This is a genomic window from Gammaproteobacteria bacterium, from assembly GCA_017999615.1.
Taxonomy (GTDB): Bacteria; Pseudomonadota; Gammaproteobacteria; order JAABTG01; family JAABTG01; genus JAGNLM01.
Genome location: JAGNLM010000006.1, coordinates 61,219 through 81,904 on the forward strand (window position 1 = coordinate 61,219; position 20,686 = coordinate 81,904).

25 protein-coding genes and 3 tRNA genes are annotated in these 20,686 nt (G+C 69.7%); 15 read left to right on the plus strand and 13 right to left on the minus strand.

Annotated elements, in window-relative coordinates; translation table 11 throughout:
- Window positions 1–2 precede the first annotated feature (2 nt).
- Both ccmB and ccmA read right to left on the minus strand, forming a co-directional pair.
- Complete coding sequence (gene ccmB / locus KA217_07165; GenBank protein MBP7712228.1) at window positions 3–734, minus strand: heme exporter protein CcmB; 732 nt, start codon at window positions 732–734, stop codon at window positions 3–5.
- A complete protein-coding gene (gene ccmA / locus KA217_07170) occupies window positions 734–1,435 on the minus strand; it encodes a cytochrome c biogenesis heme-transporting ATPase CcmA (protein MBP7712229.1) in 702 nt (233 codons plus the stop codon). Before ccmA ends, ccmB begins: the two co-directional genes overlap by 1 nt.
- Before the next feature lie 168 nt (window positions 1,436–1,603).
- Here ccmA and KA217_07175 point away from each other — a divergent pair, with 168 nt between their 5' ends.
- From KA217_07175 to KA217_07230, 12 genes are all read left to right on the plus strand, one after another.
- Window positions 1,604–2,101, plus strand: coding sequence for a DUF177 domain-containing protein (locus tag KA217_07175; protein ID MBP7712230.1), 498 nt, complete (start codon window positions 1,604–1,606; stop codon window positions 2,099–2,101).
- A gap of 105 nt (window positions 2,102–2,206) precedes the next feature.
- On the plus strand, window positions 2,207–2,398 hold the full coding sequence (gene rpmF / locus KA217_07180; GenBank protein MBP7712231.1) for a 50S ribosomal protein L32: 192 nt from the start codon (window positions 2,207–2,209) through the stop codon (window positions 2,396–2,398).
- Between the two features lie 3 nt (window positions 2,399–2,401).
- On the plus strand, window positions 2,402–3,433 hold the full coding sequence (gene plsX, locus KA217_07185) for a phosphate acyltransferase PlsX (protein MBP7712232.1): 1,032 nt from the start codon (window positions 2,402–2,404) through the stop codon (window positions 3,431–3,433).
- Window positions 3,430–4,398, plus strand: coding sequence for a ketoacyl-ACP synthase III (locus tag KA217_07190; protein ID MBP7712233.1), 969 nt, complete (start codon window positions 3,430–3,432; stop codon window positions 4,396–4,398). Before plsX ends, KA217_07190 begins: the two co-directional genes overlap by 4 nt.
- Window positions 4,399–4,439: 41 nt before the next feature.
- Window positions 4,440–5,402, plus strand: a complete 963-nt coding sequence (gene fabD / locus KA217_07195) for an ACP S-malonyltransferase (GenBank protein MBP7712234.1) — start codon at window positions 4,440–4,442, stop codon at window positions 5,400–5,402.
- A gap of 107 nt (window positions 5,403–5,509) precedes the next feature.
- Window positions 5,510–5,746 (plus strand): acyl carrier protein, encoded by a 237-nt coding sequence (acpP, locus tag KA217_07200; GenBank protein MBP7712235.1) that lies wholly within the window; start codon window positions 5,510–5,512, stop codon window positions 5,744–5,746.
- A 107-nt stretch (window positions 5,747–5,853) separates the two neighbouring features.
- Window positions 5,854–7,059, plus strand: a complete 1,206-nt coding sequence (fabF, locus tag KA217_07205; protein ID MBP7712236.1) for a beta-ketoacyl-ACP synthase II — start codon at window positions 5,854–5,856, stop codon at window positions 7,057–7,059.
- 7 nt (window positions 7,060–7,066) lie between these two features.
- Window positions 7,067–8,155, plus strand: a complete 1,089-nt coding sequence (gene mltG, locus KA217_07210; GenBank protein MBP7712237.1) for an endolytic transglycosylase MltG — start codon at window positions 7,067–7,069, stop codon at window positions 8,153–8,155.
- A 16-nt stretch (window positions 8,156–8,171) separates the two neighbouring features.
- Window positions 8,172–8,792: a dTMP kinase gene (locus KA217_07215; GenBank protein ID MBP7712238.1), complete on the plus strand. Its 621-nt coding sequence runs from the start codon at window positions 8,172–8,174 to the stop codon at window positions 8,790–8,792.
- The gene (locus tag KA217_07220) at window positions 8,783–9,820 is read left to right on the plus strand and encodes a DNA polymerase III subunit delta' (GenBank protein ID MBP7712239.1); all 1,038 of its coding nucleotides are present in this window, start codon (window positions 8,783–8,785) and stop codon (window positions 9,818–9,820) included. The genes KA217_07215 and KA217_07220 overlap by 10 nt, the downstream gene beginning before the upstream one ends.
- 65 nt (window positions 9,821–9,885) lie before the next feature.
- Complete coding sequence (locus KA217_07225) at window positions 9,886–10,161, plus strand: PilZ domain-containing protein (protein ID MBP7712240.1); 276 nt, start codon at window positions 9,886–9,888, stop codon at window positions 10,159–10,161.
- Between the two features lie 11 nt (window positions 10,162–10,172).
- On the plus strand, window positions 10,173–10,973 hold the full coding sequence (locus tag KA217_07230) for a TatD family hydrolase (protein MBP7712241.1): 801 nt from the start codon (window positions 10,173–10,175) through the stop codon (window positions 10,971–10,973).
- Here KA217_07230 and KA217_07235 read toward each other — a convergent pair.
- A complete protein-coding gene (locus KA217_07235; protein MBP7712242.1) occupies window positions 10,932–11,294 on the minus strand; it encodes a DUF615 domain-containing protein in 363 nt (120 codons plus the stop codon). The genes KA217_07230 and KA217_07235 overlap by 42 nt on opposite strands.
- Window positions 11,295–11,350: 56 nt before the next feature.
- Here KA217_07235 and KA217_07240 point away from each other — a divergent pair, with 56 nt between their 5' ends.
- Window positions 11,351–12,205, plus strand: a complete 855-nt coding sequence (locus KA217_07240) for a pseudouridylate synthase (protein MBP7712243.1) — start codon at window positions 11,351–11,353, stop codon at window positions 12,203–12,205.
- An 87-nt stretch (window positions 12,206–12,292) separates the two neighbouring features.
- Here KA217_07240 and aqpZ read toward each other — a convergent pair whose 3' ends face one another.
- From aqpZ to KA217_07280, 8 genes are all read right to left on the minus strand, one after another.
- Window positions 12,293–13,012, minus strand: coding sequence for an aquaporin Z (gene aqpZ, locus KA217_07245; protein MBP7712244.1), 720 nt, complete (start codon window positions 13,010–13,012; stop codon window positions 12,293–12,295).
- Window positions 13,013–13,179: 167 nt separating this feature from the next.
- A tRNA-Leu gene (locus KA217_07250) sits at window positions 13,180–13,261 on the minus strand.
- Between the two features lie 77 nt (window positions 13,262–13,338).
- Window positions 13,339–13,412 (minus strand) — tRNA-Cys (locus tag KA217_07255).
- A gap of 52 nt (window positions 13,413–13,464) precedes the next feature.
- Window positions 13,465–13,540 (minus strand) — tRNA-Gly (locus KA217_07260).
- A gap of 66 nt (window positions 13,541–13,606) precedes the next feature.
- The gene (gene pgsA / locus KA217_07265; GenBank protein MBP7712245.1) at window positions 13,607–14,218 is read right to left on the minus strand and encodes a CDP-diacylglycerol--glycerol-3-phosphate 3-phosphatidyltransferase; all 612 of its coding nucleotides are present in this window, start codon (window positions 14,216–14,218) and stop codon (window positions 13,607–13,609) included.
- On the minus strand, window positions 14,215–15,984 hold the full coding sequence (uvrC, locus tag KA217_07270) for an excinuclease ABC subunit UvrC (protein MBP7712246.1): 1,770 nt from the start codon (window positions 15,982–15,984) through the stop codon (window positions 14,215–14,217). Before uvrC ends, pgsA begins: the two co-directional genes overlap by 4 nt.
- 106 nt (window positions 15,985–16,090) lie before the next feature.
- Window positions 16,091–16,882 carry a response regulator gene (locus tag KA217_07275; protein ID MBP7712247.1) on the minus strand — a complete coding sequence of 264 codons (792 nt, stop codon included), beginning with the start codon at window positions 16,880–16,882 and terminating at the stop codon, window positions 16,091–16,093.
- A 154-nt stretch (window positions 16,883–17,036) separates the two neighbouring features.
- Window positions 17,037–17,279 carry a penicillin acylase family protein gene (locus KA217_07280; protein MBP7712248.1) on the minus strand — a complete coding sequence of 81 codons (243 nt, stop codon included), beginning with the start codon at window positions 17,277–17,279 and terminating at the stop codon, window positions 17,037–17,039.
- A gap of 113 nt (window positions 17,280–17,392) precedes the next feature.
- Between KA217_07280 and KA217_07285 the strand changes: the two genes are divergently transcribed.
- Window positions 17,393–18,418, plus strand: a complete 1,026-nt coding sequence (locus KA217_07285) for a L,D-transpeptidase family protein (protein ID MBP7712249.1) — start codon at window positions 17,393–17,395, stop codon at window positions 18,416–18,418.
- 13 nt (window positions 18,419–18,431) lie between these two features.
- Here KA217_07285 and KA217_07290 read toward each other — a convergent pair whose 3' ends face one another.
- The gene (locus KA217_07290; GenBank protein MBP7712250.1) at window positions 18,432–18,671 is read right to left on the minus strand and encodes a hypothetical protein; all 240 of its coding nucleotides are present in this window, start codon (window positions 18,669–18,671) and stop codon (window positions 18,432–18,434) included.
- A gap of 260 nt (window positions 18,672–18,931) precedes the next feature.
- Here KA217_07290 and KA217_07295 point away from each other — a divergent pair, with 260 nt between their 5' ends.
- Window positions 18,932–19,669, plus strand: coding sequence for a VacJ family lipoprotein (locus tag KA217_07295; protein MBP7712251.1), 738 nt, complete (start codon window positions 18,932–18,934; stop codon window positions 19,667–19,669).
- Here KA217_07295 and mazG read toward each other — a convergent pair.
- The gene (gene mazG, locus KA217_07300; GenBank protein MBP7712252.1) at window positions 19,621–20,541 is read right to left on the minus strand and encodes a nucleoside triphosphate pyrophosphohydrolase; all 921 of its coding nucleotides are present in this window, start codon (window positions 20,539–20,541) and stop codon (window positions 19,621–19,623) included. The two genes, KA217_07295 and mazG, sit on opposite strands and share 49 nt — an antisense overlap.
- Window positions 20,542–20,686: the final 145 nt, after the last annotated feature.

Here is a 20,686-nt window from a genome sequence, read left to right on the forward strand (position 1 = left end):
TTCTAGCTCAGGCTGATCCGCAGGGCGGCGGCGGTGGCGACGGGGGCCAGCGTGATCGAGAGGATCAGCAGTGCCCCGATGAAGAGCAGTTGCCCGCTCACGGGCAAGCCCGCCCCCGCCGCACCGACCGCGTTGGCGGCGAAGATGAGCAGGGGAACGTAGAGCGGGAGGACCAGCAGCGACAGCAGCGCGCCGCCGCGGCGCAGCCCCACCGTCAGGGCGACTCCGATCGCCCCGACCAGGCTCAATACCGGCGTCCCGAGCGCCAGGGTCAGGAACAGGGTGCCCATGGCACGCGCCGGCAGGGCGAGCAATACGCCCAGCAGGGGCCCGAGCACCAGCAGGGGCAACCCCGTCACCAGCCAGTGGGCCAGGATCTTCGCGAGCACCAGGATGGAGAGAGGGTGCGGGCTGAGGACGATCTGCTCGAGCGCCCCGTCGTCGTAGTCCGACCGGAACACCCCGTCAAGGGAGAGCATCGTCGCGAGGAGCGCCGCGACCCAGATGAGGCCCGGGGCCAGCAGGCGCAGCGTCTGGCTCTCCGGGGTGATCCCCAGCGGGAACAAGGAAACCACGATCACGAAGAAGAGGAGCGGGTTCGCCAGCTCGCCCCGGTGACGGAGGGCGAGCGTCAGGTCACGGCGCAACAACACCCAGAACGCGTCGGCGAGCGACGGTGCCGCCGCTTCGGCGGACCTCTCGTGGGCAGGGTCTTCCTGAGGCAGTGCGGCCATCACGCAGAGAGGTGAACGCTGTCGACCCGACAGTCCGGCAGCCTGACCGGGTGGTGCGAGGTCAGCACGACCATGCCGCCTTCGTGCGTGTGCTCGGAGATCAACGTCTCGATGTCGGCGACACCCCGGCGGTCGATCGCCGTGAAGGGTTCGTCCAGGATCCAGAGCCGCGCGCGGGTGACGATCAGCCTCGCGAGGGCGACCCGCCGGCACTGCCCCGCGGAGAGGGTCCGTGCGGGAACGTCTTCGAAGCCGAGCAGGCCCAGACGCTCGAGGGCCTGGTCCAGGCCGACGTCCTCCTGCGGACGCTTCAACGCCCGCGCGATGCGCAGGTTCTCGATGGGCGTCAGCTCGAGCTTCACACCCGGCGCGTGCCCGAGGTAGGCGAGATCGAGCAGGAAATCGGAGCGCACGCGGGCGATCGGCTCGCCGTCCCAGAGAACCTGTCCCTCGGCGGGCAGGCTGAGGCCGCACAGGATCCGCAACAGGCTCGTCTTGCCACTGCCGTTGCGGCCGTCCACCTGCAGGACGTCTCCGGGTCCGACGGACAGGCTGAGGTCGCGGAAGAGCACCCGACCGTCGCGCACGCAGGTGAGGCCGACGGCGGACAAGCGAGGCGCGCCAGCGGGTAGGCCCTCGAGCCTCACGGCGCCCGGAGAGTCGTGGTGCGTGGAGTCGACGGGAAAGGCGCCCTGGAGCATGGCGCCGAAGTATGAAGGCTTTCACAGGTCAAGCCAAGGGTGTCGCCACGCAATCCCCGGGGCACCTGCGAACCCGGTCAGGACCCTGTGCCCGGGCTTCCGGGAGTCCCGTTCCTCTTTGACACCCGAGGCCTGGAACCCTACTATTCGCCGCTTATGTCGGGGGGGTTGCCGGCCTTCATCGAACCCGTACGGCTCGCCGAGCTCGGGCGCTCGCTCGCGGGGCGTTTGCCGCTCGAGCGCATGCACCGGCTCGGGGAGTTGCTGGCTGACCGCCGGGGCGAGGTCGAGGTCCGCCTGGAGTTTCGCCAGGAGGGCCGCGGGCGGGTCGTCGTTCGCGGGAGGATCGGGGCGCTCCTGCGGCTCACCTGTCAGCGCTGCCTCGAGCCGTTCGATTTCGCCGTCGACGTGCCGGTCCACCTGGTAGTCGTGGGCAGCGACGCGCAGGCACAGCGGCTGGCCGAGGAAGAGGACCCTCTGCTCGTCGGGGAGGATCAGGCGCTCTCGCTGGCAGAGATGGTGGAGGACGAGTTGCTGCTGGCGCTGCCCCAGGTGCCCGCCCATCCGCCGCCGGGCTGCGGGGGGGCTGCTCGGCCGGAGGCCGGGTCGGAGCGGGAACCGAGCCCGTTCGCCTCCCTGCGGACGCCGGGCGGCGGCGATACGTAGGGGAGTGGCCGAGCGCGGGCTGCGTTCGAGTGAAGAGCGCGTCCGCACGGAGTCACCCAGACAGAGTCATCGAGAGATAGAGACGTTCAATTCGAGGAGAACCGTATGGCCGTTCAGCAGAATCGCAAGACCCCGTCCAAGCGCGGCATGCGCCGCTCCCACGACGGCCTGTCCAACCCTCCGCTGTCGGTCGACCAGACCACCGGCGAGGTGCATCGCCGGCACCACGTGGGCGCCGACGGCTTCTATCGCGGGAGAAAGGTCCTTCCGGAGACGGAAGCCGAGACGGAAGAGTAGCGCTTGAGCGTCACGATCGCGGTCGACGCGATGGGCGGGGACCACGGTGCCACCGTGGTGGTGCCCGCCGCTCTGGGCGTCCTCGGGGGCACCGACGACCTCCACCTGGTGCTGGTCGGGGACCAGGCCGTCATCGGGAGCGAGATCGACCGGCTGGGTCAGCGGGCCGACCATCGGGAGCGCCTGCGGATCCACCACGCCTCGCAGCGGGTGGAGATGGACGAGCCGCCGGCGGTGGCCCTGCGCAACAAAAAAGACTCGTCCATGCGCGTGGCCATCGACCTGGTCAAGCGGGGCGACGCGGACGCCTGCGTGAGCGCCGGGAACACCGGGGCGCTGATGGCGACCGCGCGTTTCGTGCTGAAGACGCTGCCCGGGATCGACCGCCCGGCGATCTCCACCGCGCTGCCCACGATAAAGGGGCACACCCACGTCCTCGACCTCGGCGCGAACGTGGACTCGACCCCGGGGCAGCTGCTCGAGTTCGCCGTCATGGGGTCCGTGCTCGTGAGCGCGGTGGACAACCTGCCCAGTCCGCGGGTCGGTCTGCTCAACATCGGCGAGGAGCCCATCAAGGGCAACGAGCGGGTCAAGGAGACCGCCCAGCTCCTGGCCCAGAGTGACCTGAACTACGTGGGGTTCGTCGAGGGCGACGACATCTACGCGGGGACGGTCGACGTGGTCGTGTGCGACGGCTTCGTCGGGAACGTCGCGCTCAAGACCAGCGAGGGCGTGGCGCGGATGATCTCCCACTTCCTGCGCCAGGAGTTCACCCGCAACGCGCTCACACGCTTCGCCGGGCTGGTGGCACTGCCCGTGCTGCGCCGGCTTCGCGCCCGCATCGACCCCCGGCGCTACAACGGGGCGAGCCTGCTCGGTCTGCGCGGAACCGTGGTGAAGAGCCACGGCGGCGCCGACCGGCTCGCCTTCGCGCACGCGCTGAGAGAGGCGGCCCGGGAAGTGGAGAAGAACGTGCCCCAGCGGATCAGCGAGCACCTCGGGGCAAGGCTCGTCGGTCGTCGAGAGGCCTCTTGACCTACTCGCGCATCACCGGCACGGGAAGCTGTCTCCCGGAGCGTGTGCTGACGAACGCCGAGCTCGAGCGGATGGTGGACACCTCCGACGAGTGGATCCGCACCCGGACGGGGATCCGCGAGCGCCGGATCGCGGCGCCCGGCGAGACCACCTGTGACCTGGCGGAGCGGGCGGCCCGCCAGGCCCTCGAAGCCGCCGGTGTCGCACCCTCCGAGCTCGACCTGATCGTCGTCGCCACCACCACCCCCGACAAGGTCTTCCCCAGCACGGCATGCCTCCTTCAGGCCCGACTCGGGGTCGGGGGGTGCCCGGCCTTCGACATCCAGGCCGTCTGTACCGGTTTTCTCTATGGCATGACGGTGGTCGACCAGTTCATCCGGTCCGGCACGGTTCGCCGCGCCCTGCTGGTGGGCGCCGAGACCCTGTCCCGGATCCTCGACTGGACGGACCGGACGACCTGCGTGCTGTTCGGCGACGGTGCGGGCGCCGTCGTACTCGAGGCGAGCGGGGAGCCGGGGGTCCTTTCGACGCACATCCACGCGGACGGGGCCTACGAGCACCTGTTGGCGGTGGACGGAGGGATATCTCAGGGCTACGAGCGGGTCACGGGCGGAAACGCCTATATCCGGATGCAGGGCAACGAGGTCTTCCGGGTCGCCGTGAACACCCTGGGCAGCATCGTCGACGAGACCCTCGAGGCCAACGGGGTGACGCGGGACGCCATCGACTGGCTCGTGCCGCATCAGGCGAATGTCCGCATCATCTCCGCGACCGCGAAGAAGTTGAAGCTGCCCATGGAACGGGTGGTGGTGACCGTGGACGTCCACGGCAATACCTCGGCCGCATCCGTGCCTCTCGCCCTCGACACCGCGGTTCGCGACGGGCGGGTGCAGCGCGGTCAGCGTCTGCTGCTCGAGGCCTTCGGGGCCGGGTTTACCTGGGGGGCGGCTTACCTGGTCTACTGACGACCGGGCCGAGCCGGGTGCAGACACCGGGAAGGCGAGTGATGGGCGCTGGGAAGGAGAGGGCAGGAGTGGGTTTCGCAATCGTATTCCCCGGGCAGGGTTCCCAATCGGTCGGGATGCTCGGCGCGCTCGGCGAGGCGTTCCCGGTCGTCCGGCAGACCTACGCCGAGGCCTCCGAGGTCCTCGGCTACGACCTCTGGCGACTCGTTCAGGCGGGCCCCGAGACGGAGCTCGACCGCACCGAGCGGACCCAACCGGCGCTCCTGGCGGCCGGAGTCGCGGTCTGGAGGGTGTGGCAAGAGCAGGGCGGGGCGGCCCCGGTGGTGATGGCCGGACACAGCCTCGGTGAGTACACCGCGCTCGTGTGCGCAGGAGCGCTCGCGTTCCCGGATGCCGTGGCGCTGGTCGCCGAGCGGGGTCGGTACATGCAGGACGCGGTACCGCAGGGTGCCGGTGCGATGGCCGCGGTCCTGGGCCTCGCGGACGAACAGGTCCTGGCGGCCTGTGAGCAGGCCGCCCAGGGCGAGGTGGTCTCGGCCGCCAATTACAACGCCCCCGGGCAGGTCGTGGTGGCAGGCGCCGCAGCCGCGGTCCAGCGGGTCGTGGAGGCCGCCCGGTCGGCCGGGGCGAAGCGGGCGGTGGTGCTCGCGGTGAGCGTCCCCTCCCACTGCGCGCTGATGCGGCCTGCGGCCGTCCGATTGACGGAGCGTCTTGCCGCGCTCTCCATCCGGACCCCCGGCATCCCGGTCCTCCACAACGTCGATGCGGCCCCCCGCCCCGATGCCGACGGCATCCGGGAGGCCCTTGCCGCCCAACTCTACCGCCCGGTCCGCTGGACCGAGTGTGTGCGGGCGATGGCCGCCCGGGGGGCCTCGGCATACCTGGAGGCGGGGCCCGGAAAGGTCCTCTCGGCCCTCAACCGGCGCATCGTGGCCGAGGCCGCGGTCCTGCCGTTGGGCGACCCGGACGGATTGCAGGTGGCCCTCGCCCGGACCGCCGGCTGACGCCCTGTCGGCCGCTCCCGGGGAGGCGTCGTGTTGAAACGGGGGTCTTTTCCACTACACTAAGGCGCGCTGCATTGGCTAGCGCTCAGCGGAGGAAAGCTGTGGACATCAGCGAGATCGAAGAACGAGTCAAGAAGATCGTGGTCGAGCAGTTGGGGGTCAAGGAAGAGGAAGTATCAGGGGATTCGTCGTTCGTGGATGACCTTGGAGCGGACTCGCTCGACACGGTCGAGCTCGTGATGGCTCTCGAAGAAGAGTTCAATTGCGAGATCCCGGACGAAGAGGCGGAGAAGATCACCACGGTCCGCCAGGCCGCGGACTATATCGGCGCTCACCTGGGCTGAGCCCGAAGCGCCGCCCGGCGTTGGCCACTGCGAGCCCCCCGTATCCGGGGGGCTGCTCTTGTGGGACCTGAACATTGTCCAGACGCGTCGTCGTTACGGGTGTTGGCATGGTGTCGCCGGTGGGACTCACGGTGGCCGAGTCCTGGGCGAGTGTCCTCGCGGGCAAGAGCGGGATTTCCACCATCACCCACTTTGACGCGTCGGCGTTCCCCGTTCGGATCGCCGGCACGCTGAAGGGGTTCGAGCCCAGCCGTTACGTCCCCCCCAAGGACGTGAAGAAGATGGACCCCTTCATCCACTACGGGATCGCGGCGGCTGCGCAGGCCATCGAGGACTCGGGTCTGGAGGTCACCGAGGCGAACGCGGAGCGGGTGGGCATCGCGATCGGCTCGGGCATCGGGGGGCTGCCCGGGATCGAGAAGGGCTATCAGGCGCTCCTGGACGGGGGGCCGCGGAAGGTCTCTCCGTTCTTCGTGCCGAGCAACATCATCAACATGATTGCCGGCAACCTCTCGATCCGTTACGGAATCAAGGGCCCGAATTACGGAATCGTGAGCGCCTGCTCCAGCGGCACCCACAACATCGGGGACGCCGGCCGGCTCATCGCTCACGGTGACGTGGACGTGATGATCGCGGGCGGCGCCGAGATGGCCAGTTCTCCCCTCGGTCTTGCGGGGTTCGCCGCGGCGCGAGCGCTCTCGAGCCGTAACGAGGACCCGGAGCGAGCCAGCCGCCCCTGGGACCGGGACCGGGACGGATTCGTCCTCGCGGACGGCGCCGGCGTCGTGGTCCTGGAGTCCTACGAGCACGCCAGGGCAAGGGGGGCGCGGATCTATGCCGAGCTGGTGGGCTTCGGCCTCAACAGCGATGCCTACCACATGACGGCGCCGCCGGAGGACGGGCAGGGTGCCAGGCGATGCATGGAGATTGCCCTCGAAGACGCCAGGCTGTCCCCGTCCGACGTGGACCACATCAACGCGCACGGGACCTCGACCCCCGCAGGTGACCTGGCCGAGACCCGCGCGGTGAAGGCCGCGTTCGGGGAGCACGCCGGGCGGCTCGCCGTCAGCTCCACCAAGTCCATGACGGGACACCTGCTGGGTGCCGCGGGCGGTGTCGAGGCGATCTTCACCGTGCTTGCCATCCGCGACCAGGTCGCGCCCCCGACCATCAATCTGGACAACCCGGGACCGGAGTGCGACCTGGACTACGTGCCCCACACGGCCCGCTCCATGCGCATCGAGGTCGCGTTGTCGAATTCCTTCGGCTTCGGTGGCACCAACGGAACCCTCGTCTTCCGGCGTCTCGTCTGAGCCCCAGGTGGCGCCGCCGGCGCCCCGTTCCCGCGGTCGGTCGGTTCTCGCCGCCGCGGTCACGCTCTTCCTTCTCGCCGCGATCACCCTGGCGGCTGCCCTCGGGTCCCACACGCTCGCCTGGCGCTCGTTTCTCGACCGCCCTCTGCCCCTGCCCCCGGAGGGGCTGGTGGTCGACCTGCAGTCCGGGCAGACCGTCGAGGGGCTCGCGCGGCAGCTCACCGGCCAGGGTCTGCTGCCGTGGCCCCACTGGCTCTCGCTGTATGCCCGGTTCACCGGCGCCGCAACCCGGCTGAAGGCGGGTGAGTATCGCGTTCCCGCGGGGGCCACCCCCCGCGCCCTGCTGCAGATGCTCCAGGAGGGGCGGGTGGTCCAATACTCCTTCACCATCGTCGAGGGCTGGACCTTCGCCCAGGTCCGCCGCGCCCTCGCGCAGCACCCCGTCCTGAAACCGACCCTGGCCGGTCTGTCGACGGAGGCCGTCATGGACCACATCGGGGCGCGAGGAATCCATCCGGAAGGACGTTTCCTCCCCGAGACGTACCACTTCCCCCGGGGCACGACGGACGCCGAGGTGTTGCACCGTGCCCATCGGGACATGACCACCGCCCTGGCGAGCGCGTGGGAAGGGCGAAGCCCCACGCTCACGCTGAAGGGGCCCGACGAAGCGCTGATCCTCGCGTCGATTATCGAGCGGGAGACCGGGCGCGGCGAGGAGCGGGCCCGGGTCGCCGGGGTGCTGGTGCGCCGGCTGCGCAAGGGCATGGCGTTGCAGGTGGACCCCACGGTCATCTACGGCCTCGGGGAGTCATTCGACGGCAACCTGCGGCGGGAGCACCTCACCCGGGACACCCCCTACAACACCTACGTCCGGGTGGGTTTGCCGCCGACGCCGATTGCCATGCCTGGCCGGGCCTCGCTTCTGGCCGCCGTCCAGCCAGAGCCCGGGACGGCCCTGTTCTACGTGTCCCGCGGCGACGGCAGCCATCACTTCTCGGACACCTACGAGGCCCACCGGCGCGCGGTATCGGAATTCCAGTCCCCACGGGCGACGGCACCGTCCGGCGAGGCGGCTCGCCCTTCCAGGGCGCCGTGAGCGCAGCGGCGAGGTCATGTCGAGGGGACGCTTCATCACGGTCGAGGGCATCGAGGGTGCGGGAAAGAGCACCCACCTCGCCGCCATCCGCGACCTCCTCCAGGCGGCCGGCCACACCGTCGTCCTGACGCGGGAGCCCGGGGGCACGCCGCTCGGAGAGGGGATCCGGCAGCTCCTGCTGCGCCCGGACCTGGGGCCCATGAGTCCCGATACCGAGCTCCTCCTCCTCTTCGGGGCCCGGGCCGAGCACCTGGCGCGGGTCATCCGCCCAGCGCTGGCCGCCGGCCAGTGGGTCCTCTGCGACCGGTTCACGGATGCCACCTACGCCTACCAGGGAGGTGGGCGGGGTCTTCCCGCGGAGCGCATCGTGACCCTCGAGCAGTGGGTGCACGGCGACCTGCAGCCGGACCTGACGCTCCTCTTCGACCTTCCGATCGCCACCGGGCTCGCCCGGGTCGCCCAGCGGGGCGCCGAGGACCGCTTCGAGCAGGAGGAGAGGGCGTTCTTCGAGCGGGTGCAGTCTGCCTATCGCGCCCGGGCCGAGCGGTTCCCCGGGCGCTTTCGTGTCATCGACACGGATGCCGACCCGGCCGAGGTCCGGCTGCGGGTCGAGCGGGCGTTGCGGCCGTGGCTGTGAGCTTCGCCCATCCGCTACCCTGGCACGAGGCCCAGTGGCGGCAGGTGCACGCCTGGACGGAGAGTGGGCGCATGCCCCACGCGGTGCTGCTCGCCGGGGCGCCGGGGCTCGGGAAAGAGGCGTTCGCGCGACGGCTCGCGCACGCGCTGCTCTGCACGAGCCCCCTGGGGCCAGACAGCCCCTGCGGCGCCTGTGCGTCCTGCCGGGTGATGGGGCAGGGGGCTCACCCCGACTACGTGGAATTGACCCCCGAAGAGGCGGGCAAGCCGCTGCGCGTCGATGCGGTCCGGGAGCTCACGGCCCATCTGGCCCTGCGCAGCGCCATGGGCAGGACAAAGGTGGTGCTGATCCACCCCGCCGAGGCAATGAACCGCAGCGCGGCCAACGCCTTGCTGAAGACGCTCGAGGAGCCTCAGGGGGAGAGCGTCCTGCTGCTGGTCAGCCACGTCCCCAGCCGGCTGCCCGCCACCGTGCGCAGCCGTTGCCAGAGGCTGTCCTTCCGGGCCCCCCCTCTCGCCGTGGCAAAGAGCTGGCTCGTCTCGCACCTCTCCGAGCTGGGGGACGCGGAGCGGTTCTTGAAACTGTCGGGGGGGGCTCCCCTGGCCGCCCTGGCCATCGCCCAGAGCGAGGCCCTCGACGGCATGCGCAAGGTGGAGGAGGGGGTCGCCGCACTCCTCGCCTCGCGCGGCGACCCCGTCGCCGTGGCAGAATCCTGGGCGAAAATGGGGGCGGGCGAAGTGTGTCGATGGTCCTGGCACCTCAGCGGCGACGCGGTGCGCGCGTGGGCCTCGAAGTCCCGGGCCGGCGACGCCGCGCTAAAGCCCGCGGCCGGGCGACCGAAACCAGGGAAGGCGGCCGACATTCAGGTACTATTCGAAATCATGGACTTCTGCCTCGACAGCCGGCGGGCCCTCGACGCCGGGATCAGCCTGAGCCAGCCGTTGGTGCTGGATACGCTGGCCTCGCTCTGGGCACGCGCAGGGGGCGAACGCCCCGATGGCGCCCGGTCTCCGGAGGAACGCGCGTGAACGGGACCAAGCAGGGCATTCTCTCCCTCACCATCAAGGACAAGGGCGCCCTCTACGCCGCCTACATGCCGTTCATCAAGAACGGTGGCCTCTTCATCCCGACACCGAAGCCCTATCGGTTGGGAGACGAGGTGTTCATGCTCCTCACGTTGATGGAAGAGAAGGACAGGCTGCCGGTGGCCGGACGGGTGGTATGGGTGACCCCCAAGGGTGCCCAGGGGCAGCGCAGCGCCGGCATCGGTGTCCAGTTCAGTGACCTGGACAAGGGCCAGACCCGCAGCAAGATCGAGAATTATCTCGCCGCCGCCCTGAAGTCCGAGCGCCAGACCCACACCATGTAGGCCGAAGGGACATGCCGGTCGAGCTGGTCGACTCGCACTGCCACCTGGATCTCATCCAACCCCGCGAGGGCACCCTCGCCGGGGTCGTTGCGGCCGCCCGCCAGCAGGGGGTCCGCCACATCCTCTGTGCCTGCGTGACCCTCGAAGGTCTGCCCGCCGTGCTCGACGTCGCGGGGCGCTACGAGGGCGTTTTCGCCTCGGTCGGCGTGCACCCGAACGAGGTCGAGGGGAGGGACCCCGACACGGACGCGCTGGTCGAGATCGCCCGCGACCCGCGCGTGGTCGCCATCGGCGAGACAGGGCTGGACTACTACCGCAGCGAGGGCGACCTCGATTGGCAACGCAGCCGGTTCCGGCGGCACATCGCCGCGGCCAAGGCGGCAGGGATCCCCCTGGTGATTCACTCCCGGAACGCCGCGCAAGACACCCTGCGTGTCCTGCGCGAGGAGCGTGCCCAGGAGGCGGGCGGCGTCATGCACTGCTTCTCCGAGGACTGGGCCACCGCCGAGGCCTTTCTCGAGCTGGGCCTCTACCTCTCGTTGTCGGGGATCGTGACCTTCCCCGGCGCCCACGCGATCCACGAGGTGGCACGCCGCGTTCCCCTGGACCGACTGCTGGTGGAGACCGACGCCCCGTGGCTCGCGCCGGTGCCCCATCGGGGCAAGCCCAACGAGCCGGCCTACGTGCGCCACGTCGCCGAGCGCATCGCCGAGCTTCGGGGCGAGCCCCTGGAGAGCGTGGCCCGGGCGACCACGGAGAACTTCTTCCGCCTATTCTCCCGGGCCCGCCGAGGCGTCGCCGCCGACGGATAGGGCACCGGCCTCCAGGCGGGCCAGGGCCTCCGCGATCGCCGCGGCGTCTGCCGAGCGCATGAGCTTCCCGATGAGCTGCAGCTGCCGCCGGCGCGCCCCCCGGGCCTGGACCCTCTGGGCCGTCAGGATCTCCTCGCGCAGGCGCTCGTCCAGCGGGACGCGGGCGAGGCGTGAGGGCTTCAACTCCACGAGGCGCTCGCCCAGCGCCTGCAGGGCCTCGGCGTCGCGCTTCCGTCGTGTCTTGCTGCGAGTGTCGACGGAGTCTTCCTGCGCGTTGTGTGCGTCGTCGCGCGGAGCGAGGCCGTACCGGTTCGCAAGCATGGCGAGAATCTTCATTTTCGTATAATGTATATTATGTAAAATCAGGCGCATCCTTCGTGACGTACTATACCGGGCTTACCATCCTCTTTCAGGACGAGCACCTGGTCGCGGTCGACAAGCCGGCTGGCCTGCTGGTGCACCGTACCGACCTCGATCGCGGGGAGCGCGAGTTCGCCGTGCAGCGGGTGCGCGATCAGATCGGGCAGCGGGTCTACCCGGCCCACCGCCTGGACCGGGGGACCTCCGGCGTGCTCCTGTTCGGCCTTCGGCCCGAGGTGGCTCAACGCCTGGCGACCGCGTTCGAGCGGCGGGAGGTCCCCAAGGCCTACCTCGCGATCGTGCGGGGCCACCCACCGGAGTCGGGTGAGATCGACCATGCCCTCGACCGCCGCCTCGACGCGCGCGAGGCGCCCCGGGGGGGACAGCGGGAGTCCGCGGGCCGGGACGGGGGGTGCGAGCCACCCCCCTCCCCTGGCGGACCGTCCTCGGAACTGGGGCTCGCCTCGGAGGAGAAACAGGAGGCCCTGACCCGTTACCGCCGTCTTGCGACCGCCGAGTTGGACCGGCGCGTCGACCGATACCCCACGGCCCGTTACGCCCTGCTCGAGCTGGAGCCGGTCACGGGCAGGCGGCACCAGCTCCGGCGGCACCTGAAGCACATCTCGCACCCGGTCATCGGAGACACGACCTACGGCAAGGCGCGCCACAACCGGGTCTTCGAGGAGTCCTTCGGGTGCCGGCGCCTGCTTCTGGCCTGCGTGGAGCTGCGCTTGCTGCACCCCGTGACGGGCTCTCCCGTGGTGGTCACGGCGCCGTTGACGGGGGACTTCGCGGACGTGGTCTGGAGACTCGGCTGGGGTGAATCGCTACCGGTGCGCTGGCTCGCCGCGCCGCCCGGCGCAGTGGGCTGACCATCGAGGCCCCGTTGCCGCTCGCGCCTCCCCCGAGGGCGGGCCTCGGGGGAGAGAGTCATCGAGGTGGATGCTCCCGACGCGCGCCTATCGGTCCGCCTCGTGCGAGCCCAGCCAGCGATAGACGATGCCCGCAAGGATGGCCCCGCCGATGGGCGCCGCCCAGAACAGCCAGAGCTGCTGGACCGCCCAGTCTCCTCCGCCACCCAGCATCACCGTCAGTGCGGGACCCGTGCTGCGCGCGGGGTTCACCGACGTGTTGGTCACCGGGATGCTGATGAGATGGATCAGGGTGAGCGCGAGTCCGATCGCGAGCGGTGCGAAGCCTGCCGGGGCACGGCGTTCCGTCACTCCGAGGATCACGATGAGGAACATGAAGGTCATCACGACCTCGGTCACGAGCCCGGCCTGCAGGGAGTACTTACCGGGGGAGTGCTCGCCAAAACCGTTCAATGCGAGCCCCCCGGCGAGGTCGAAGCCCGGGGCACCGCTGGCGATGTAGTGGAGCACGCTCGCCGCGGCGAGCGCACCGAGCACCTGGGCGATGATGTACGGCAGGAGGTAACCGGTGGAGAACCGCCCGCCGGCCCACAACCCGAACGACACCGCGGGGTTGAAGTGCCCGCCCGAGATGTGACCCAGGGCGTACGCGCCGCTGAGGACGGTCAGTCCGAAGGCGAGGGAAACCCCCACCAGCCCGATCCCCACCTCCGGGAACTTCGCCGCGAGCACCGCGCTCCCGCAGCCGCCGAGCACCAACCAGAATGTGCCGATGAACTCGGCTCCGATTCGCTTGCCAAGGTCCATGTCGTCCTCCTCGTGTCGATCTGATGCAGGTAAATGATTCTTGGAATGCTTTTGGAACTGCTGCGTTCCGAAGCGTAGCACAAGGAGGGAGCGCGGGACGCAGGGAACTCAAGGGACTCAAGGGACTCAAGGGACGCAAGATCCCTCGGCTGCTGAGAAAGACGGATTGCCCGGGGCCGGACTCGAACCGGCATGGCCGAAGCCGAGGGATTTTAAGTCCCTTGCGTCTACCGATTCCGCCACCCGGGCCCTGGGAACTGCTGGGCGCGCCCGGCCAACGCGAGCGGGCCGGCCGCCCGAGGAGGTGCGAGAGGAACTGCGGGATTTGGAGGCTGAGCCCGGAATCGAACCGAGGTGCACGGCTTTGCAGGCCGCTGCATGACCACTCTGCCACTCAGCCGGCGCCGCGGCGCTGATGCATCCCCACGCGGATGTGACCTGCTAGAAGGAATTGGAGCGGGAAACGAGACTCGAACTCGCGACCCCAACCTTGGCAAGGTTGTGCTCTACCAACTGAGCTATTCCCGCTCGGCTACCACGTTCACGCAGAAACGTCCGCGCAGAAAATGAATTCTAACGGCCACCCCTCCCCTGTCAAGTCCCGCGAGGCTCGGACGCGGAACGCGTGACAGGAGTCTCGATACGTCCGGGCAGGAGCCCCGCACGCAGCAGGGGCCAGGCCGAGCGCAGATACACGACCATCGACCACAGTGTAAGGAAGGCCGCCACATACAGGAGCACCGTCCCCACCTCGTAGGTCGGGAACGACCCCAGGGGAGCCCGGTACAGCATCAGGATGACGGCCACCATCTGAGCCGTGGTCTTGACCTTGCCCACGTACGAGACCGCGACCTTGGTGCGCTTGCCGAGCTCCGCCATCCACTCGCGCAGCGCCGAGATCACGATCTCCCGCCCGATGATGACCGCCGCCGCGACGGCGAGCCATGGCCGGGGGTCGTGCTGGACCAACAGGACCAGTGCCACGGCAACCAGCAGTTTGTCGGCCACCGGGTCGAGAAAGGCGCCGAACGGCGAGGTCTGCCCCAGGCGCCGCGCCAGGTACCCGTCCAGCAGGTCGGTGACCGCACCGAGCGTAAAGATGATGGCCGTGGCAGTGTGGGCCGAGCCCAACGGCGCATAAAACACGAGGACGAAGATCGGGATCAGGGAAATGCGGAAGAACGTCAGACTGTTGGGGAGGTTCATCGGTCGGCGTGGAGAGCGTCGTAGATCTTCCGCGCGAGCTGCGCGCTGATGCCTGGGACATGGGCCAGGTCTTGCACCCCGGCCCGCTCGAGCCCTCGCAGCCCGCCAAACTCGGTCAACAGCAAACGCCGCCTGACCGGGCCGATCCCGGGGATTGACTCGAGCACTGAGGTATTGCGGCGGTTTGCCCGGCGTTGCCGATGGGCCGTGATCGCGAAGCGATGAGCCTCGTCCCGGACCTGCTGCACCAGGTGAAGCGCCGGCGAATCCGGCGGCAGTATAAGCGCGCCCTCGGACCCCGGCAAGAAAAGCGACTCCATCCCCGGCTTGCGGCTCGTCCCCTTGGCGACGCCCACGACGGTGACCCCGGTCACCTGGAGCTCCTCGAGCGCCCGCTCCGCTTCGGCCGCCTGACCCCTGCCCCCGTCGATCAACAGCACGTCCGGCAGCTTGCCTTCCTCTGCGCACACGCGCGCATAGCGCCGCTCGACCGCCTGGCGCATCGCGCCATAGTCGTCCCCCGGGGCGATGCCCCGAATATTGAATCGCCGGTAGTCCGAGGGGTGTGGGCCGTCACGCTCGAAGGCCACGCAGGACGCCACGGTCGCCTCGCCCCGGCTGTGGCTCACGTCGAAACACTCGATCCGCCCCGGCACCTCCTGCAATCCGAGGGCCTCGGCAAGGGTCTCGAAGCGGGTCTGGAGGTCTCCCTGGGTCGCGAGCCTCTGGGCCAGCGCAAGGCGCACGTTCTCCAGCGCCATGGCCACCCACCGGGCGCGCTCGGCCCGCACCGAGGCGCGCACCTTCACGGTCCGCCCTGCCCGCTCGGAGAGGAGTTGCGCCAGGGTCCCCCGGTCGTCCACGTCCTGGGAGAGCAGCACCTCGGCGGGCAGGGCCTCGCCGGCGTCCGACGCCAGGTAATGCTGGACCAGGAAGGCCCGCAATACCGTCGGCTCGTCGGCCGCCTCCGCGTGCTCGGGGAAAAAGGTGCGGTTACCGAGATGCCGGCCGTTGCGCACGACGAACACCTGGACGCACGCCACCCCGTGGCGGCATGCGGCCGCAACCACGTCCACGCTGGCGGCGCCCACCGTGACGTACTGGTGCTCGGAGACCCGACGCAGCTGCGCGATCTGGTCGCGATACCGGGCGGCCCGCTCGAAGTCGAGCGCCCGTGAGGCGAGCTCCATCCGCCGCACGAGGTCTCCGATGACCTCGCCGGTCTGACCCTCCAGGAACATGAGCGCGTGGCGCACGTCCTCCGCATAGGCCTGCTGCGTGATGCGGCCGACGCAGGGCGCGCTGCAACGCTGGATCTGGTGCTGCAGGCACGGCCGGGAACGGTTGCGGAAGAAGGTGTCCTCGCACTGGCGCAACTGGAAGAGCTTCTCCAGCAGCCCCAGCGTCTCACGCACCGCGCCCGCGCTCGGGTACGGGCCGAGGTAACGCCCTCCCCCGTTGCGGGCGCCCCGGTGCAGGGTCAGGCGCGGGAACGGCTCGCCGGCGGAGACGTGGATGTACGGGTAGCTCTTGTCGTCCCGGAGAACGACGTTGTAGCGGGGCCGGTGAGCCTTGATGAGGTTGCTTTCCAGCAGGAGGGCTTCGCCCTCCGTGGCGGTCACGGTGACCTCCACCGAGGCGACCTGGGCCATCATGGCCCGGGTCTTGACCGGCAGGGAGTCCGCGGAGCGGAAGTAGCTGGACACCCGCTTGCGCAGATTGCGCGCCTTGCCGACGTACAGGAGCACGCCGGAGGCATCCAGCATCCGATAGACTCCGGGCCGGGGGGTCAGGTCGCGCGCGAGCCCCGCGAGACGGACGCGGGGACTCCCTGCGCTGACGGCCCCCGGCCCGGAAGACTCGCTGCCCGCCTCAACTCCCGCCGGAAGTCGCTTCGCCAACGGTTTTCGCCTCCGGGCCGAGTGCCCCCCCCACGCGTCCGCGCTCGCGCCCACGGCGAGACCGCCGCCGCAGGCCCTCGCCGCATCGGCGCACGGACGCGGCGTCGCGCACCTCGAGACGGCGTACGGGCGCGCCGATGGGGATCAGCCCCTCCTGCAAGGCCAGGAGGGTGGCCTCCACCGGGGTGCGGATCCCCAGCTTGCAGAAGATCCGGCTGCGATAGGTGGCCACGGTCTTCGGGCTCATGAAGAGGTCACTCGCGATCTCGTCCGTCCGGTAGCCGGACGTCATCCGCAGGAGGACGCGGAACTCCGCCTCCGTGAGTTCATCGAAGTCGTCGCCCGTGCCACCCAGGCCGAGGGCCATCTCCTGGGCGGCCCTCTGACTGATGTACCGCTCCCCCCGCGCGGCCAGAAGAACCGCTCGGCGAACCTCCGCTGGCTCACAACCGCGGTCGAGGACCCCGTGCGCCCCCGCCGCGAGGATGCGGCGGGGATAGGACCCGTGCTCGTGCGTGGTCACGACCACGACACCGACCGAGGGGTGCTGGCGACGAAGCCGCAGCGTCGCCTCGAGCCCTCCCATCCCGGGCAACGTCAGGTCCATGAGCACTACCTGGGGGGCAAGCCGTGCCACGAGAGAGAGTGCGGCCTCTCCGGCATCCGCCTCGCCGACGACGATGATCCCTGCATCGTCCTCGAGCAACCGGCGCAGTCCATTGCGAAACAGCACATGATTGTTCAACAGCAGAACGCCAACCATTCCTTCTCCTCCCTGTGCGTGCTGACCGGGCGCATCCGCGCGTCGCGGCGGTCGCCTCGGGCAACGGCCCGACGACGACCCGTAGGATAGCGGCTGGGGTGCCCCGTGGGTATCGGATGCTATGCGTAGTCCCTCCGGGGGATTGAAATAAACCTCAAAGTGGCCTCAGGCGCAGCACCCCGATCACCTCTTCCGGAGGCGGTCCGCCCCATCGCCAGGGGTGCCCTTCGCCCGACGCCCAGTGTTCCAGTTGGTCGTCGCGGAACGGGGAGAAGCGGTGGCCGGACTGGCCCAGCGTGTTCGTGCCCCGGCTCGCCCCCCAATCCCCAGGCGTGAGCACGACCCGGTAGCTCGGCACGAACTGGACGTGGTCGGGCTCCCCGAGAGGTGCCTTCAGGACGCTGACGGTGTGGGCGTCGAACGCCCCGTTTCCCTTGCGGCCTCGGCTCTCCTCGCACCCGTATCCCCGTTACACTACACCCCAACCACCCGCGGAGAGACCTTGCACCCATGTCCCGTCCCCCTTCCTCTGCCCGGCGCCTCGGAGCCGCTCTCCTGCTCTCCCTCCTCGTCGCGCTGCCCCGGGTGGGCACCGCGAACGAATACCCGCTGGTGGCCGGGGAAGACGTGGTGGGTGAGGTCGTCCGGGTCCAGGCCCTGCCCGAGGACACCTTCAGCGAGATCGGCCAGCGTTACGGGACGGGATTCGACGAGATGAAGCTCGCCAATCCGCAGGTGGACGCCTGGCTGCCCAAGGGCACGGTCATCGTTCCGACCCGCTTCGTGCTCCCCAACGCCCCGCGCGACGGAATCGTGTTGAACGTGGCCGAGCTCCGCATGTACCACTACCTTCCGGCCCGCCCGGGAGAGGAGCGGCGAGTCGCCACCTACCCGGTGAGCGTGGGGCGGTTCGACTGGCGCACCCCGCTCGGGACCACGCGGGTGGTGCGCAAGGCGGCCAACCCCATCTGGACGCCGCCGGAGAACATCCGGCGCGAAGCGGCGGCCGAAGGCGAGACGCTCCCCGCCCAGGTCCTCCCGGGCCCGGACAATCCCCTCGGCCCCTTTGCCCTCTACCTCGGGGTGCCCGGCTACCTTCTCCACGGGACCGACGAGCGCAAGCAGGCAGGGATCGGCATTCTGGCGACGCACGGCTGCGTGCGGATGTACAACGAGGACGTGGCGACGCTCTACAACCGGACTCCCGTGGGCACGGCCGTCCACCTGGTGGACCAGCCGTACAAGGTCGGCTGGGGCAACGGGGTGCTGTTCCTGGAGGCACATCCCCCGTTCGGGGAGGGGGGCGAAGGGGAGGTGCAGCATCTCACGGACATGGTGCAGGTCGTCATGGACGCGACCGCCCAGTACCCCGACTACCCCGTGGATTGGAAGCGCGCCGAGGCCGAGGTCCAGAAGCCGAGCGGGGTCCCGGTACCGATCGGCCCACGCTGGGCAGGGCGCACCGCCAGCCCGGGCGCAGGACAAAAAGAAACCCCGCCGCAGCGGGGTTTCCAGAATCATCGGTCCGCGCCATGAGGCGCAGCCGCGACTACTTGTACATCGACTTCTTGAACATCCGGTCCAGCTTGGCGTTGGTGTCGTTGCAGCACGCTTGAGCCTGCTGGGCCGCCTTCGAGGCATTGCTGGCGCTCGACTGAGCATCCAGAGCGGCCTTCTTCGCTTCCTGGGCGATGGTCCGGACTTCGTCCACGGACGAGGTGGTCGCGCAACCGGCGGTCAGACCGAGGGCGACTGCGAGCATGGATGCTCCGAGCAATTTGCTCATCATTGGTAGAAAAACCTCCCTTCTCTGCGGTGGATAGCCGCGGTGAATAACACCGCCGCCCACCTGGCGGTTTCACGTCAGGCTCTTTTAACTCTAACACCCATTCTCGGACTCGGCTACCGGGCTGGCGCTTTTCATTTCCGCGACGGCCCGCCGATAATGTAGGCCATTCACCCCAGCTCGCACCGATTCACGCGCCTGGGGGCCAACGAGACATGGCCCGGGCTCCGCGACGGCCCACCGGCCACGAGGGCAGAACCCGCATGCTACCCGCACGTGCCTGGCACCGCCTCGCGGCGGTCATCCCCCAGACCCTGGTCGTCGCGGTTTCCGTGGCGGGATGCGCGACCACTCACGGGCGAGCCGACCCCCAGGACCCCTGGGAGGGCTTCAACCGCAGCATGTTCGAGTTCAACCAGACCCTCGACAAGGCCCTGATCCGCCCGATCGCGGAGTGGTACCAGAAGGTCACCCCCGACCCGATCGATCGGTCGGTGACCAACTTCTTCGGCAACCTGAACGACGTGCTCGTGGTCATGAACGACCTGCTGCAATTCAAGCTCGAGCAGGCGGTCTCCGATCTCGGTCGGATCGTCGCCAACACCACGTTCGGCGTGCTCGGTCTGTTCGACGTCGCGACGCGCTTCGGCCTGGAGAAGCACGACGAGGACCTCGGCCAGACCATGGGGTACTGGGGCATGGACACGGGCCCCTATCTCGTCCTGCCGGTCCTCGGGCCCTCCAGCCTGCGGGACACCGTGGGCCGGGCGGGTGAGTTCGCCGTCTCGCCACTCGACATCTTCGACGAGCCGACTCGCTGGACCCTGAGGGGAGTGCACGCCGTCGATTTGCGAGCCGACCTACTGAGCGTCACCCGAGTCGCGGAGACGGCCGCCCTGGACGAGTACGTCTTTGTCCGGGATGCCTACCTTCAGCGCCGGCAATACCTGGTCTACGACGGGACCCCGCCGCCGCTCTCCTTCGAGGACGACGAGGAGTGAGTGCCGGGGGCGCCTGAGCGCTCGCCGCCCTCCTCCGCCTTCGCCTGCTCCCAGGCGACGTCGAGCTCGGCGGGGCTCGCCTGTCCAGGCCTCCTGTCCAGCAGGACCTCGAGAAGCCGGAATCGGGCTTCGAATCGACCGTTGGCGCGCCGGAGCGCCCCCTCGGCGTCGACGCCCAGGTGCCTGCCGACGTTCACGCAGGTGAACAGGAGGTCTCCGAGCTCGGCCTCGACCCGCTCGGGTGGCTCTCCGGCCCGGCGAGCACTCTGCAACTCCTCCAACTCCTCCTCCAGCTTGGCGAGCGCCCCCTCCACGTCGGGCCAGTCGAACCCGACCCGGGCGGCGCGTCGTTGCAGCTTCTGCGCGCGAACGAGGGCCGGCAGCGCCAGGCTCACGCCGTCCAGCTCGCTCGGGGTGCCCCTGGCGCCCCGAGCCCCCCGCTCCGCCGCCTTGTGCTCCTCCCAGGCAACCGTCTGCTCCCGCGCCGAGGCGACCCGAGCCTTGCCAAAGACGTGCGGGTGCCGGCGCTCCATCTTCTCGCAGGCGCCGCGGGCGACGTCCTCGAACTTGAACCGCCCCACCTCCTCAGCCATGCGCGAGTGGAACACCACCTGAAAGAGCAGGTCGCCCAACTCGTCCCGCAGGCCCTCGAGGTCGCCCTGCGCGATGGCGTCTGCGACCTCGTAAGCCTCCTCGATGGTGTAGGGGGCCACGCTGGCGAAGGTCTGCTCGATGTCCCAGGGGCAGCCCCCCCCCGGATCGCGAAGCCGAGCCATGATCGTCAGCAGGCGCTCCACCGAGCCTGCGCCCCCCTCCGCAGGGGGCGCCGTTTCGTCCGGGTGGGTCCCGTCCGTTGTGTCGAGGGTTTTCATCGTCGCCGTCCGACGCCCACGCTACGATAGCGGTGCCCGTTCGGGGGGCGTCCAGCCGAACCACCGCCGAGGAACTCCGTGAACCCGAGGTTCCACCGTCTCAGGATGCCAGCTCGCCGTGGCGGCCGCGAGGGCGACGCGCCCC

Coding starts and splice junctions, on each gene's coding strand:
- ccmB (MBP7712228.1), bottom strand. CDS start 734: ATGGCCGCACTGCCTCAGGAAGACCCTGCCCACGAGAGGTCCGCCGAA.
- ccmA (MBP7712229.1), bottom strand. CDS start 1,435: ATGCTCCAGGGCGCCTTTCCCGTCGACTCCACGCACCACGACTCTCCG.
- rpmF (MBP7712231.1), top strand. CDS start 2,207: ATGGCCGTTCAGCAGAATCGCAAGACCCCGTCCAAGCGCGGCATGCGC.
- fabD (MBP7712234.1), top strand. CDS start 4,440: ATGGGCGCTGGGAAGGAGAGGGCAGGAGTGGGTTTCGCAATCGTATTC.
- fabF (MBP7712236.1), top strand. CDS start 5,854: ATGGTGTCGCCGGTGGGACTCACGGTGGCCGAGTCCTGGGCGAGTGTC.
- KA217_07215 (MBP7712238.1), top strand. CDS start 8,172: ATGTCGAGGGGACGCTTCATCACGGTCGAGGGCATCGAGGGTGCGGGA.
- KA217_07225 (MBP7712240.1), top strand. CDS start 9,886: ATGCCGTTCATCAAGAACGGTGGCCTCTTCATCCCGACACCGAAGCCC.
- KA217_07230 (MBP7712241.1), top strand. CDS start 10,173: ATGCCGGTCGAGCTGGTCGACTCGCACTGCCACCTGGATCTCATCCAA.
- KA217_07235 (MBP7712242.1), bottom strand. CDS start 11,294: ATGCTTGCGAACCGGTACGGCCTCGCTCCGCGCGACGACGCACACAAC.
- aqpZ (MBP7712244.1), bottom strand. CDS start 13,012: ATGGACCTTGGCAAGCGAATCGGAGCCGAGTTCATCGGCACATTCTGG.
- pgsA (MBP7712245.1), bottom strand. CDS start 14,218: ATGAACCTCCCCAACAGTCTGACGTTCTTCCGCATTTCCCTGATCCCG.
- uvrC (MBP7712246.1), bottom strand. CDS start 15,984: ATGCTGGATGCCTCCGGCGTGCTCCTGTACGTCGGCAAGGCGCGCAAT.
- KA217_07275 (MBP7712247.1), bottom strand. CDS start 16,882: ATGGTTGGCGTTCTGCTGTTGAACAATCATGTGCTGTTTCGCAATGGA.
- KA217_07285 (MBP7712249.1), top strand. CDS start 17,393: ATGTCCCGTCCCCCTTCCTCTGCCCGGCGCCTCGGAGCCGCTCTCCTG.
- KA217_07290 (MBP7712250.1), bottom strand. CDS start 18,671: ATGATGAGCAAATTGCTCGGAGCATCCATGCTCGCAGTCGCCCTCGGT.
- KA217_07295 (MBP7712251.1), top strand. CDS start 18,932: ATGCTACCCGCACGTGCCTGGCACCGCCTCGCGGCGGTCATCCCCCAG.
- mazG (MBP7712252.1), bottom strand. CDS start 20,541: ATGAAAACCCTCGACACAACGGACGGGACCCACCCGGACGAAACGGCG.